Raw genomic sequence first — 13,912 nt, 5'->3', positions numbered from 1 at the left:
CGACCAACGCGGTGCAGGACGCCTGCAGCAAGGCGCATCGGCTATCGGGCCTTGCCAAGCCCGTGACGCCGCATTCGCTACGGCATGCCTTCGCCGTGCATCTACTCGAGGCCGGCACCGATCTTCGCACCATCCAGCTCTTGCTTGGCCATCGCAGTCTGTCCACAACCGCGCAATATCTCCGGATAGCCACGAACAAAGTCTGTGCGGCGACCAGCCCGCTGGAGTTGCTGCCGCGCCCAATCCCTAAGGCACCACCTTCGCCGCCACCTGAACATTTCTGACGGCGGCCCCATGGGACGCTCAGGTCCGGAAGTGGCGGATATCTTCCGCCGCTATGGTGCTGCCTGGCGCGAGCAGCACTGGAGGTCTCTATCGACCGAACGACGTGCAGCAATGACGGCGATCGAGCGCTGCCGAACGGCTGCGCTCGGTGGCCATGTCGAGCAGTGCGATCACTGCGGAGAGCGGCGGATCTCCTACAATAGCTGCCGCTCGCGCAACTGCCCCAAGTGCCAATCGCTCGCGCGGGCAGAATGGATCGAAGCCCGACAAGCGGAGCTTCTCGATACGCAGTATTTTCACGTTGTTTTCACCATACCCGACCAAATCGCAGCGATCGCGTTCCAGAATGCCGGCACCGTGTACGATATTATGTTCCGCACAGCTGCAGAGACTTTGCGGACCATCGCTGCCGACCCCAAGCACCTCGGTGCCGAGATCGGGTTCTTTTCTGTCCTTCATACTTGGGGCCAAAACCTCCTTCACCATCCCCACCTCCATTGCGTCGTTCCTGGAGGAGGACCATCCCCGGATGGCAGCCGCTGGATCGCGTGCCGGCCCGGCTTCTTTCTTCCCGTGGCCGTGCTTTCCCGCCTGTTCCGGCGGCTATTTCTCAGCGCCTTGCAAAAGTCGTTCGATACCGGCGAGCTACAATTCTTCTCGTCGCTGGAACCGTTGCGTGATCCGGCTGCGTTTCAGCGTTATCTGAACGAGGTCCGCAGAATCAACTGGGTGGTCTACGCCAAGCCGCCATTTGGCAGCGCCGAACAGGTTGTGCACTATGTCGGCCGCTATACGCATCGGGTAGCGATCAGCAACAGCCGTATCGTCGATATCGAAGACGGCAGAGTGCGCTTTCGATGGAAGGATTACCGCCACGGAAGCCAGCGGAAAGTAATGACGCTGGACGCCGGGGAATTCATCCGGCGTTTCCTCATCCATATCCTGCCCGAAGGCTTCAAGCGTATTCGCTACTACGGTTTTCTGGGTAACCGCTACCGCAAGCAAAAGCTCGCTCGCTGCCGTGAACTGCTCGGAATGATCTCCGCCGACGCTCATTCGGAGCCGGAAGAGCCATCCGATTGCCCCGAGAAGACTGAGTACCGCACTGCCACCTGCTTGCGTCAATGTCCATCCTGTCATCAAGGCCGAATGGTATGCGTCGAGGTCCTGGGGCCCGGCTCATTCAGCGCCGCTCGTTCACCGGATACTTCTTGATGCGACACGTCGATCAACCAAGAACCGCCACCTTCCATTTCGCAATTCTTTCGGCCGCCGTGGTAGCCGATAGATGCCTTGTTGTCGTCCTTCCGAGGCCAGACCTCCGGCGCTTGGCATTTTTCGGCTACTTCGCTTCACAGTTGTCTCTTCCACCCAGTACTCTCGTGATAATGTCCGCTTTGGACTTGTCTCCAGTCCAGATCACGACGTCCACAAATAGCGGCGCAGTGATTCAACACCCATAGCTGCAGCGGCGTGCCCGCGGCTTCGTCCAACACGTTTTTAGTTTACCGGCGCCCCTCGCGAGTGCTCGTGTTGGGTACCGAACCACGCGCCGCCAATCTAAAAACGCTCTCTACTGTTGCACGCAACATAACCGCACTGCGGCGACGTCTTCGTGTTCCGCAGCAAGCGCGCGGACAGAGTGAAGCTTCTGGCATGGGATGGCAGCGGCATGGTGCTGGTGACGAAGTGGCTGCACGAGGGGCGCTTCGCCTGGCCGCCGATCCGCGACGGCGTGGTGCATCTAAGTGCGACACAACTCGCGATGCTGCTCGATTACGCATGTTGATGCCCCTCCTCGTGAGGCTCAGTGATTCTGAGATCAAGATGATCGAGCTCATGATTGCGTAGTTTTCGAACAGCCTCAATCACGCGCGACGTGTTGGAGAACAGATGTGCACCGGAAGGATGTCGGTCGATCAAAAGGCGCCCTTGCCTGATCTGAACGTAGAGCCAGTTCACTGGAATGTTCAATACGCCGGCAAGTTGCTGTGCACTGAGCAAGTCGGTTGAATGGCGCCATCGTGTACGTTGCTCGGCAAGCCCCTTGAGGCCGGCGTGCAAGCGAATGCGCTGGACGCTGATAGGCAGCACCTTGTCGGGGCAATTTGGTGACCGGTGTCCTTCGCTCGTCAACATGGCAGCGATCTCGTCGTCGTGCATCTTGGCGCGGGCGAGTTCAAGCACGCGTTCTCGCATCTCCGCGCCTTGGGTGAGATCCGCTACTGAGTTGACGCGCATCTTTACATCGATGTCGGTGACGGCTCCGCCGCGCCAGACGATCCTCATCCTGACGACGTCGTGCTCGCCACGGTCGAGGATCACCTTGTCAATGAGACAGCGCAGCAGCGCCTTGCGTTTCGCGTCGGTCGTGCTCGGGTCCGTCCAGATCTCAGGCAGACGGCCGGAGAGGCGAACGACTTTGTCGCTCAGCGCCTTGTTGCCGACGGTGATCTGAGCGATAGCCTGGGGTGACTTCAAACGGACCAGGGCCTCCTCTGCCACTCGGACCTCCTTCAGAGCCGCCTCCCAACGGCGCTCGAGCTCGGCGGCGACAAGCCGGTTGTCAGGATCGACGCGGTTGAACTGACGTTCGGCGAGCGCTGCTTCGTAGCGGCGGCGTTCGAGCTGCTGCTCGGCACCGCTCTGCATTGCTTTGTACGCCTGTTGCTGAGCGCGACGAGCGCACGACAATGCGTCGATCTCGGCCGGCGCCAGCGCTGTGAGGAACGCTTGCGCCACGGCGGCGTCGACGCGGCGAGCACGGATGTATTGGCACGCCGGTAGCCCCTGATGCGAACGCAGGTGATTGCAGACGTACTCGGCTCCCCCCTTGTAGCGAGCGTACATCTTGTGACCGCATCTTCCGCACCATGCGATGCCTTGCAGCAGTAGTTCGCCCTCACGTGGAGCACCCCTGGTCTTGTTGCGCATGTATTCTGCTCGGTTGTCGCTGACGATGCCCCTGATCTTCTCGTAGCTTTGCCAACCAATATAGGGAGGATAGCGGTCCTTGACGATGATCCGCCATTGCTCGATCGGCTTCGGCACCTTCGTCGGTAATCTTCCGTCCGACGGTTTGCGCAGTCGTGTCCGTCCGTAGACGAAGGCGCCCGCATAGGCAGGATTCTTCAGAATCGCGGCGACCGCGGATGTCGTCGCCCGCGCCCAATGCAGATCGCCGTGACGATTGCGGCGCGGCAGCTCCAGACCACGGTCGTTGAACTCACGCATGACCTTGGCAATAGTGCGCACTTTCAGGAAGGTCTCGAACAGCAGCTCGAGCCGTTCCTGCACCTCCAGGTTCGGGTCCTTGACGACAACGCCAGAGGGATCGCGGACAAGACCGATCGGTAAGGTGAGCGCAAGCTCACCGCGCTCCGCCTTGGCAAGAAGACCAGCCGTCAATCGACTACGTATCGTATGGAGCTCGAGCTCCGATATCGTCCCCTTTAGGCCGAGCAGCAGTCGGCCATTCGCGCTGCCAGGGTCATAGACGCCATCACGGTCGGCGATGAGGCAGCCGTGCAGCCCGCAGATATCGAGCAGCGGATACCAATCCGAGCAGTTGCGGGCAAGGCGCGTCACGTCGATCGACAGGATCAGACCAACCTCTTTGAGCCCAACACGTCCGACCAGCTCCTTGAAGCCGCTGCGCTGAGCCGCCGACGCTCCACTGATGCCGAGATCAGCGTCGATGACGTCGATACCGGCTTCGGGCCAGCCGAGCTCGATGGCGCGTTGGCGAAGCGCGTATTGCAATCGCAGACTCTCCTGGTTGGTCACCACCTGATGGGTCGTCGACTGCCGGATGTATACGACTGCCCGTCGCGCCAGATGTATCGGCTTGACCAGCTCGGATTTCATGACTTGCCTCCGCCAGCACTGCGGCGACCTCGTTGACGATTTGGCGCTGCAGTGCCGTTGACAGCGTGGCCCAAAGGTCTTTCGGATCGATTGGCATCGTGTTCGAACTGCTCAACCAGAGAGGTCAGATCGTGTAGTGCCTCGACGCTCAGCTTCGTTCGATTCTCCATCGACATCCGTGGTTCGGTCGCCGCGACCGGAATCAAAAGGCTGGCACCGTCTCGATATTCGACCTCGTACGAAAGCGGGATGCCGCCACCATGGACCGAGCGGCGAATGACGCGGAACGTGCGGCCGAACAACGGATGCGTCGGTTCGCACACTGTAACTTCGATGGCAGGTGATTCGTCAGACTCCCGAGAGGGGATATTTCGATGTGCCCTCGCTCGACGGGCTGGATTGCGTCGACGATCAAGGGCGTCCACTGCTTGGACCACCAAGACCAGGCCGCGAGGCCGAGGAATTCCTACGCAACGCCCATGCTGAAATTCCAGGGGTCGTCGAGGCCATGCGCCAATACTGGATGCCGACTCGCTACGCTCGCGCGCGCTGATCACTGCAGACGTGGGAGCTCATACTGGTTACGGTACAAGGAACCCTGCCTACCAGAAAGCAGCGTTGTGTCGCGCTCCGACTGATTTGAGAATCCAAAGCACGCCTAACGCATCACCAAGCTGGTTCCTGGAGGCAGGGACCCTGCCGCCGGACACGAAACGCGATGGATGAATGGATCGATTACTACGATTCAACGCATACGATCTATGTGAGCAGACGGCACCGCGACCTGCACTTTGAGGTCATCGCGCGCGACATCATCGCGCCCGATGCCGTGTTGCTGGATTACGCCTGCGGCGAAGCGCTCTCAGCGGCGAGGGTCGCGGATGCTTGCGCAACACTCTATCTGGCCGAGCCCGCGCCCGGCGTGCGCAGCCGGCTGATCGCGCACTTTGCGCCTAACACCAAGATCCGCGTGTGCTCGCTCGACGATCTTCGATCAATGGACGAGAACTCGGTCGACCTCGTCGTGATGAATGGGGTCGCGCAATACATGACGCCGGAGGAACTAGATTCGGCCTTCGACGTGATCCATCGGCTGCTGAAGCCGTTCAGCCGCTTTGTGCTAGGTGACAACCTGCCGCCCGGGGTCGGCATGACTAAAGACGTCCTGGCGTTGTTGCGTTTTGCTGCGACCCACGGCTTCCTGCGCGATGCACTGATCGGGCTGATCAACACCGCGTTGTCCGACTACCTGCTACTGCGCAACAGGATCGGTCTCCAGCGCTACAGCGAAGACGACATGATCGCAAAGCTCGGCGCGGCCGGATTCAGAGCCACGCGCGCGCCCCGCAACACCGGCTACAATCCATGGCGAATGACATTCGTGGCGCACCACTGACAGAAGGTTGTACCAAGAGTTTAAGCCAATCAGATACTCCGCTAGTGCCGAAGTAATGAGCTATGAGCCGCTCGGCCCGGCGGCGGAAGCGTCGACGCGGGAACGGTACGTCGCGCTCTATCCTGATTTAAGTCACGTAGGCCCTCTAGCTTTCGGAGCTTCGGCTTGGCAGGGCCCGCTCGTTGCGAAGGCTGCTGCGACGTAACCAAAATGGCGAAGCCGGGTCGGAGGGATCGCCACGCTCCCCCAGCAGAATGAAGATACTCGAGGCAAGCTGATAGTCTTGGCGGTTAAAGGTGGCTACGCCTGACGGAGGGACTGAGCTTGGGCAGCAGCAAGGACAGAACTTGAAACGCGACAATTATTCCCAAATGAAGCTGCGGGCCTGCACACTTCTGCCTCACATCGAAATCATCGGTCTAGCTTATCACAATCTCTGATCGCACTTCCCAGACATCGCACGAACCAGGGCAAATTTAGGTTGCTCGTCCAACTACGACCCGACTGCCTCCTGCGGGCCAGCGGACGCCCGCGAGAGCCATCCGAACCTCAGCTTCGAGTATACCGCGCAACAGCCCGTTGATGATGGGATTTAGCTTGTACTCGTAAACGTCTTCAATCGCGCTCGCCTTTCGGGGCTTCAAGCGGCTGGCCATCAGCAGCGGCAAGAGCAATGAAGTAAAGGACGATGAAAACAGAACTTCGAAGCCGTTGCTGCGCAGCTTCGTTTCCAGCTCGCCGCGGCGATAACGGCGCTGATGGTGAAAGATCTCGTCCGCGCGGCTCCATAGCCACGGATGCTGCGGCGCGGTTATGATCGTTCCGCCTCCGCTTTTCGTAGCAGCTCGCAGGCCTTTCAGCACCGCCTCATCGTCAGCAATGTGTTCCACCACGTCGAATGCGCCGGTGAGGTCGAAGATACTCTCCGCTGGAAGGTCACGTGCATCCATTTGGACAAACTCCACCTTCGACGGCAGATGTTTCTTCGCATGCACAAGCCCTGCAGGGTGTAACTCGGACCCGACCAGGCGATCCCACTCCCGGGATCCCGCAATCGCCCGCAGCACGAAGCCAGTCCCACAGCCTATTTCCATGAACGAGCGCGCTCGCGGAAAGAATCGATTCACCAAGCCGACGATCAAGCGGTTGCGAGCGACAAACCAGAAATGCCCGGCCTCGAATTGGGCAACCGTGTCGAACGCTTCGGGATCGAATCCGCTGGCGGTATTCGCGAGCTCGGGGGCGAACATCGGAATCCCTTCCGCTTGTGGAACGACGTACGCACATCTAGGGCAGCGCCAGGCGATCGGCCAAATCGGTTCATCGCCAGCCACTGGTTCGATCGCACCACAGGCCGGGCAGCGCCGGCCGGACGCCGCACCAGTAGTCTGATGGATCGCATGCCCAACTTCATTTATGTGCATTTCCCTGGTAGCTCCCAATTTCAATTCCGCGGCGGTCCTTTCACTCGCGCTCACCCGCCCCTCAACCGCGAACTGCTTCTCGCTGTGCTCGGCGACGAAGTAGATTGGCCGCGCCTTCAATTCGGACAGGATCTTGCCGATATATTCGCCGACGATGCCAATCATGATGAGCTGCACGCCACCGATGGTCATGAGGCCGACGACGAGCGATGGATTGCCAGGCACCTGCTTTCCGGCGGTCCAGACTTCCCAGCTGATCCAGAGCCCGAACAAGAAGGCGGCCGTTGCCAAAGGCACGCCGAGCAGGCTCGCAAAGCGCAAGGGTACCATCGAGAATGACGTCAGGCCCTCGATGGACAGGCCAAGCAGCCGCATGAGGCTGAAGGTCGCGACACCATGCGCGCGGGGCGCCGGCTCGTAGTCGACCCGAATCTGGCGGAAGCCGATCCAGCTCGCTGACCCTTTTAAGAAGCGGTTCCGCTCGGGAAGCTGCCGCAGCGCTGCGACTGCGCGCGGCGAGAGCAGGCGGAAGTCGCCGGCATCTTCCGGGATCTTCTGCCGCGCACCCCAGTTGATCAGGGCGTAGAAGCCGTGCACCGAAAGGCGCCGCAGCAGGGATTCATTATCGCGATGGGCTTTGGCGGTATAGACCACGTCATAGCCGCCCTCGATCCAGTGGCTGGCGAGCTGTTCAATCAGCGCCGGCGGATGCTGGCCGTCGCCATCCATAAACAGTACGGCGCCGCGGCGGGCATAATCGAGCCCAGCCATCAGCACGGCCTCCTTGCCGAAATTGCGTGACAACGAAATCACCTGAACGTCGACCGAAGAGGCCGGCAGTGTGCACGCTATCGAATGCGTTGCATCGCCAGAGTCGTCGTCGACATAGACGACTTCGCAACCAAGTCCGTAGCGCTGCCGCAGCACCTTGGCCAGATCGCAGATCCGCTGATGGAGTGCGGCGAGGCTTGCCGCCTCGTTATAGGCGGGCACGACAATTGACAGTCCCTTCGCAGCGGCAGTGGCCGCGGGCGTAGACAAGCTTGAGACATCGCTACCCAGCATCACGAACACCTCGAGCCGAACAAAGAGCGGATCTCTCACGGTCCAACACATAATTCAGCGAAGCCACCGGCGCCGTGTCGCGCCTCTTGCTCCGCAGAACTCGGCGACGCCGTGGCTCGCGAATTAGCTACGGGTGAGGCCGATATATTGGTAGCGACCGCATTATCTCTTGGCATAGGCCCCTTCCTGCCCGCCCCGCGGCGGAGGCCCATTCCAATGGATATCAACCTCGAAAACCCTTTAACTGACTGGAGCCCCCACAATCTCCTCCTAGAATTGGTAGAGGGTCTATCACGTCGGAGCGGGGTGGATATGGCCGTTCAAAGAAGAACGGAGTCATCGAAACTCTTGCGGAAGGAAAAAGCCGAGCGAAGACGCGAACGTGTACCGCAAACGGCCGGATCAGCAGCGCAAGCCTGAAGGCTAACTGGCTAGCTCAAGGAAATGGTCGACATGATAGCCGCTTATCGTCTTCTCGCGTCGGTCTTTACGCATTAGGTGAGCGCGATTGAGGTAACGAAAGCCGGCGGAAGAACTCCACGCTCGTTGACAAGGCTAAGGCAAGAATCGCTGTGCAGTGAAAAATTCCGCTTTCGTGGGTACTGTGACGTGAGTGATAGAAATCGGAACGAAGGCGTCTGCCTGCCCTTCTTTCGCCGAGGCGAGAATATCGCGCAGATCGGATGCTCCTCGTTGATGCTCTGGCCTGAATGTCCGGCGACGCGTTCGGCGAGATGCCGGATCGCATGCTCGGTCAAGCCCGGCACCACATTCCGTTCCATCGCCGACTGGCCGAACCGTTCAACCCAGACTTCTCCGGGACCATTGGCGCAAATTTCGACGATCTGATCGTCCTCAAGCCAACCCCGGATCGGGCTCGAGCGCCAGATCAATGAAGACTGTCAGGCTTCGTGCTGGCACGCTCACGCTTGAGCTCATGCAGGGCTTCCTTGACCGGATCCAGATAGAGGGATGAGAAATCCAAATCCCTGCGAACAAACACGATGATCTGCGTACCCTGGTCGAGGTAAATCGTGGGCTGGATGTTGATCGAATTCCGCAGCGCTTCCTGCGCGATATTGGGTCAGGGTCTGCGAGACGTTTTGCGCCGCGATCTCGCGCGCCTGCAGCGACAATTGATTTTGGTTCACCCCCGTCTGGGTCGCGTCACCGGTCGGTCGTCGTGATGATCGTTCCGTTGCCATTGCAATTGTTGTTTTGGCCGTAGGCGCTCAGGAATTGCGCGACGCCAGTGGCCCGAGTAAGGGTACCCGCTGCAGCGGCGACAGGTGCTGGATGCGCAAAGGGCGCCCATCACGTCTCCTCGGTCTGGGTACTGGCCATCGGGCGTTGCAGTGGCGCGCCGTCCATGCCAGTCGCATCAAGTCCGAGATGAGCGAGCGCAGTCGGCGCGATATCAATGATGCGGGCGACGCCCCGCCGGACGGCACCTGGCTGGAAGCCGGGACCAGAGACCATCAGGAAGGGCGTCTGCTCATAGCGCGCCAGCCCGCCATGCTGGCCGCAGCCAAGGCGGTCAGACTTGCCTGTGGCGGGCTCGGCAACGAGGCTCGCGCCCGGAACGCCGAAAGCGTTGGCCGCCTCGCTCGCCGCCATCGAGACGGCGAAGGCAAGGCCGCCCTCCGGTTTCTGGCCGATCTGTGCGAGTTCGTCGGAACCGAAGACTGCACCGACCCAGTCGCGAGACGTGAGAAAGGTGCGTAGTGCAGGCAGAGCGTGGGTGCGGTCTGGATCCACATAGACCAATGCCGAAGTGCCGTTCGAGACGGCCATGACATCGTTGGAGCTCTCGCTCTCCTTCAGCCCCGCCATCACGAATTCGGCGTCGATGTCGACGACGCCGGTCACGGTCTGATGGCCGTGATCGGAGCCAATCCGAAGCAGGATGTCGTCGCCAGCAGCGCGCAACTGCTCTACCGCGGACGTGACCAGGCCGGCATGAGCATCCGCCGCCGCGAGCACCGCGAGGTGCTCGGGCGAGCCGAGCGGCGCTTCGTGCTGGATGTGGTCCGGCTCGCCGAGCCAGAGCACGGCCACGGGTAGACGGCGCGGCAGTAGCACCTCGTCGATGAAGCGCTCGGTCATGTGCCTGTCGCCCTCGACGTCGAGCGACACGTTAAGACGATCCCCCGCCGCGACCGGCACGCGGCCGAACCCGAAGGAGCCGGCACGATGGTAGACATGACCATGCCCATCGGGATCTTGAGCATAGGCAGCGCCGGGCGAGACGTTGCTGAAGATGATGGCGCCGCCGACTGCCTTCACCCGCTGGGCCAGCGTCGGCATAGCGAGCGAGGTGCCCGTTACGCGCCGCTTGTGCTGCAGGAACTCGGGATCGCCGGCGTCGCGCAACGCAAGTTTGCCGTTCTCCAACAGTGCGACGGAGTTGCCCTGGAGGCCATGGCGCGCGGGATAACAGCCGGTGGCGAGGCTCGCCGAAACGACACGGGTGCATGACGGAAAGACCGTCCGGTAATCGGCGAAACGCTCGGCCTGACGGGCGAAGCTGACAAGCTTCGGCGTTGTCTGCTCCGAGATCATGTCCCCTCGCAGGCCGTCGAGCGTGACGATGACGACGCGGCGCATGGTTCAGACTTCCACCGCATTCAGCGCCAGTGAGAAGACGTCATAGTTTCGCAGGGGACCAGAAACGGATGCAGCCGCATCCGCCTGCAGCGGATGCGAGAGGATGAACGGGACGGTCTGCTCGGAAAGGCCGCCATGCGAGCGCAGGCGCTGACCGGCGAGCTGGGCGAGATCGTGCCCCTCGCGGTGCGCGCCAAGGGCCACACCCATCTCAGCGATGACGGCGAGATCGCCTTCCCGGTCCTCCGGCAACAGAAAGCGGGCGCAAGCCTCATCGCGAGGCAGGGCAAGGGCAATTCCGGGCAGACTCCGAATGAAGCCCGCGATCGTGGCGATCTCCACATCCCGGCGCAGCAGGTGGACGCGAACGAAGCCGCCAAGCGCGCCATGATGTCGCACGAAGGGATCGGTGATCGGGCAGACGACGCGGGCAGCATTGGGACCGAACGCTTCATCGATTGCATCGCCGAGATAGAGTACGTTCGGTGCACCATCCTCTGTCGCCATGTCGGACATGCCGTGATCGGCGACGATGCCGACCACCGCTCCGCGCTCAATGAATTCACCGATGCGCCTGTCCACCTCGGCCATGAAAACGAGAGCCTCAGCCTCTTCTGGAGCGTGCTTGTGCTGCACATAGTCGGATAGCGAAAGATACATGAGTTCCGGCCGCCGGGTCTGGAGCAGTCGCACGCCCGCGTCGAGCACGAAGAGTGAGAGATCAGCCGAATATTGGTCCGGCGTGGTGCGGCCGACCAGTGCCTGCACGTCGGAGATGCCGTTCTCGGACTCTGTCGCCGAGTCCGCTTTTTCGGCTGAAAAGGCGATACCTTCGAGATCGCGCCCGAGGGCCTTGCGCAATTTATCTTTCGCGGTCACGGTCGCTACGGAAGCGCCAGCTTGCGAGAAAGCGGCAAGGATGGTGGGCGCGCGCATCGGCGTGGCATCGACCATCATGACCTCTCGGCCAGTCTCGCGGTCGATGTAGAAATTGCCCGAGACGCCATGCACGGCAGGCGGCACACCACAGACGACGGATACGTTGTTGGGGTTCGTAAAGGTCGGCATTGCGGCAAGCGCCGTCCCCCAATAGCCGGTACGCCGCAGGCGGTCGAAAGTCGGGAAAACCCCCGCCGCGCTTGCGGCCTGCAGATAGGACGGATCGCAGCCGTCAAAGCAAACCACCACCGTCGGTCGCTTTGGCCAGCGATAGACACGGCCGTTGACTTCGATCGGCGGGCGGGCGGGATCAGAATGCGACCACGACAATTCAGGCGACATTGCAATTCTCAGGCTTGGTGTAAGGTGATTGGGCTGGTTTCGGCGACGACCCAGGCGGCCAGCCTGCAAGAGAGAGCGGTCCCGCCCCTTTTGGCCGATGAGCTGAAGTCCAATCGGTAATCCTTGCTTGCCTCGCAGCAGCGGCAGGGAAAGCGTTGGTAAGCCGCAGAGGCTCCAGGGCATCGACATCACGCCTGAACCAGGCCCGTCTTCGAGCCGCGTCGCTTCGCCGAGCGTCGAGAGAGTGATAAGAAGGTCGTGCTCCGCGAAGAGACGATCTGCGAGCGCCGTCAGACGATCGGCGAGAGCATCGAGCTCGAGATAGCGCGGCGCGCTCATATTCTTGCCGTTCTGCACTCCGGCCTGTAGGGGTGAGCATAGCTGCGCGAAATCGTCCGCCGGCAGCCCACCAAATCGGAAGGCAAGATGGGCATCGAGCAGACCCATTGTCACCTCTGCGGCCCGATCGGATTCGGGCGGCAGGACCAGTTCGGGGATCGGCACACGAATCCGCGACAGCAAGCTTTTAAGTGCTGTTGCCGCGTCGAAGGTCACATTGGTCCAACCGGATCCGCGCACAAAGGCGATGCGAGGGGAGGGAAATCTTTCGACTGGATCGAGTTCCGCAAGCGTCGGGTTGAACGCGCCGGCGAAGAGCGCGAGATCGTCGACTGAGCGCGCCAAAAGGCCCAGGTGCGCAAGCCGCGGCACCAGAATGTTCGAGCCCGTCATTTCCGTGAAGCCGAGAGAGGGCTTGAAAGCGAAGGCGCCGCAGAAGGAGGCGGGCAACGTGGTCGAGGCCGTATGCTGCGTCCCAAGGGCAAGCGGCGTCATATAGTCCACGACGGCCGCGGCCGAGCCGGAGGAGGAAACCCCTGGCGAGCGCAAAAGGTCTTGCGGATTCCGCGGGCGGTGGATGGTACATGCCAAAATTCGGAGGTCGCAGTCTTTCCGAGGATGATTGCCCGGGACTCGCGCAGCTTGCCGACCGCCGCGGCGTCCGCTTGCGGGACCCTCGCCCAATAAAGCGCACTACCCTACTCCGACGGCATATCGGCAGTATCGAAGACGTCCCTCACCCCCATGGGGAGCCCGTGCAGGGGACCGAGCGGCTCGCCAACGGCTTGCCGCACATCTGCGCGCCTCGTGTGGTGCCGCGATCATGATCTGGCCAAAAGGACGGCCGCGACCATCAATCCATGGATTCGTCCAACTTCACTCCGATCACTTCATTGCTGCAGGGCCGTGGCACCCGCCTGATTGCGCAGTCGATATTGATGCAGCACGAGGCGAGATCGACTTTATCCGACGCTCTTGTTGCTTCCGCCGCGACATGCGCGGGTAATGCATAGCTCTCACCGCTCTTTCGCTTCGTTTTGATCTGCGCTGCATCCGGATGCTGCCGTACTGCGGAACGCTTCCGCCGATGGAACGGTGGCAATCCGCTCGTAATAATCCCAGGGAAATCGGCAGCGATACCAACTGTGGCTTGGCGCGTCCGTGCAGCTTCCGGCCACTTGCAGAAGCCGTTCACTAAGTTTGGGAGGTCTTGCGGCGCAAAATCGGAAAGCTGACGCCGAAGGACTTCACGCGCGATCGCGAGCGTTGCCTCGCAACAATCCGCCCCTTCCGGCCACTTACTGAAGCCGTTCACCAGGTTCGCCAAGCCTCGGCTGGTTAAACCAGGCAGGCGGTCCGAGCGGCGACGGACCTCACCGGCAATCGCGGCTACGGCTCGGCCCGTTTCCGTCTCTTCCGGCCACTTGCTGAAACCGTTCACCAGATGTCTTAAGTCCAGCTCAGCAAGGTTGGAACGTGGACGCTGAACGACTTCAGCGGCGATAACAAGTGCCCATGTGGGGGGAGCGCGTCAGTTCGCGATCCTCTGAATGCTAGATCGTTGCGCGAACCTTCACCCGACGAAGTATTCTTCGCGATGTTGTGCGCCACCATGGCTCCTTTGGGCACTCCGGTCATCGGCACGGAT

The 13,912-nt window shown here is 61.1% G+C and carries 10 protein-coding genes and 2 pseudogenes; 5 read left to right on the top strand and 7 right to left on the bottom strand.

Annotated features, from left to right (window positions below; translation table 11 throughout):
- The 3 genes and pseudogenes from QQL28_RS32255 to tnpB form a co-directional block, all read left to right on the top strand.
- Positions 1–284, top strand: a 284-nt coding sequence (locus QQL28_RS32255) for a tyrosine-type recombinase/integrase (protein WP_284272026.1), incomplete at its 5' end; no start/stop codon positions are given.
- 10 nt (positions 285–294) lie between these two features.
- Positions 295–1,500: an IS91 family transposase gene (locus QQL28_RS32250; protein ID WP_284272022.1), complete on the top strand. Its 1,206-nt coding sequence runs from the start codon at positions 295–297 to the stop codon at positions 1,498–1,500.
- Between the two features lie 379 nt (positions 1,501–1,879).
- Positions 1,880–2,074 (top strand): annotated as a pseudogene (gene tnpB / locus QQL28_RS32245) (IS66 family insertion sequence element accessory protein TnpB); the annotation flags it as partial.
- Here the strand turns inward: tnpB and QQL28_RS32240 are convergent.
- Positions 2,062–4,152 (bottom strand): recombinase family protein, encoded by a 2,091-nt coding sequence (locus QQL28_RS32240; RefSeq protein ID WP_284272019.1) that lies wholly within the window; start codon positions 4,150–4,152, stop codon positions 2,062–2,064. The pseudogene tnpB and the gene QQL28_RS32240 sit on opposite strands and share 13 nt — an antisense overlap.
- A complete protein-coding gene (locus tag QQL28_RS32235) occupies positions 4,149–4,454 on the bottom strand; it encodes a hypothetical protein (protein ID WP_284272016.1) in 306 nt (101 codons plus the stop codon). The genes QQL28_RS32240 and QQL28_RS32235 overlap by 4 nt, the downstream gene beginning before the upstream one ends.
- A 416-nt stretch (positions 4,455–4,870) precedes the next feature.
- Here QQL28_RS32235 and QQL28_RS32230 point away from each other — a divergent pair, with 416 nt between their 5' ends.
- Complete coding sequence (locus tag QQL28_RS32230; protein WP_284272013.1) at positions 4,871–5,548, top strand: class I SAM-dependent methyltransferase; 678 nt, start codon at positions 4,871–4,873, stop codon at positions 5,546–5,548.
- A 476-nt stretch (positions 5,549–6,024) separates the two neighbouring features.
- On the opposite strand, the gene QQL28_RS32225 is transcribed toward QQL28_RS32230, so the two are convergent.
- Both QQL28_RS32225 and QQL28_RS32220 read right to left on the bottom strand, forming a co-directional pair.
- Positions 6,025–6,798, bottom strand: a complete 774-nt coding sequence (locus tag QQL28_RS32225) for a class I SAM-dependent methyltransferase (RefSeq protein WP_284272043.1) — start codon at positions 6,796–6,798, stop codon at positions 6,025–6,027.
- Between the two features lie 198 nt (positions 6,799–6,996).
- A pseudogene (locus QQL28_RS32220) lies at positions 6,997–8,037 on the bottom strand (glycosyltransferase family 2 protein); the annotation flags it as partial.
- Between the two features lie 710 nt (positions 8,038–8,747).
- On the opposite strand from QQL28_RS32220, the gene QQL28_RS32215 reads away from it, so the two are divergent.
- Positions 8,748–8,933: a hypothetical protein gene (locus QQL28_RS32215; RefSeq protein ID WP_284272011.1), complete on the top strand. Its 186-nt coding sequence runs from the start codon at positions 8,748–8,750 to the stop codon at positions 8,931–8,933.
- A 418-nt stretch (positions 8,934–9,351) separates the two neighbouring features.
- Here QQL28_RS32215 and QQL28_RS32205 read toward each other — a convergent pair whose 3' ends face one another.
- From QQL28_RS32205 to QQL28_RS32190, 3 genes are all read right to left on the bottom strand, one after another.
- Positions 9,352–10,644, bottom strand: a complete 1,293-nt coding sequence (locus tag QQL28_RS32205) for an alkaline phosphatase family protein (RefSeq protein ID WP_284272009.1) — start codon at positions 10,642–10,644, stop codon at positions 9,352–9,354.
- Between the two features lie 3 nt (positions 10,645–10,647).
- The gene (gene phnA / locus QQL28_RS45980; RefSeq protein WP_348522536.1) at positions 10,648–12,813 is read right to left on the bottom strand and encodes a phosphonoacetate hydrolase; all 2,166 of its coding nucleotides are present in this window, start codon (positions 12,811–12,813) and stop codon (positions 10,648–10,650) included.
- Positions 12,814–13,117: 304 nt separating this feature from the next.
- Positions 13,118–13,705, bottom strand: coding sequence for a hypothetical protein (locus tag QQL28_RS32190; RefSeq protein ID WP_284272005.1), 588 nt, complete (start codon positions 13,703–13,705; stop codon positions 13,118–13,120).
- Positions 13,706–13,912: the final 207 nt, after the last annotated feature.

Origin of the sequence: Bradyrhizobium iriomotense, assembly GCF_030160715.1 — a bacterium.
GTDB classification, from domain to species: domain Bacteria; phylum Pseudomonadota; class Alphaproteobacteria; order Rhizobiales; family Xanthobacteraceae; genus Bradyrhizobium; species Bradyrhizobium iriomotense.
The sequence above is the reverse complement of the archived record's forward strand: the minus strand, read 5'-3'. Positions and strand labels throughout refer to the sequence as shown.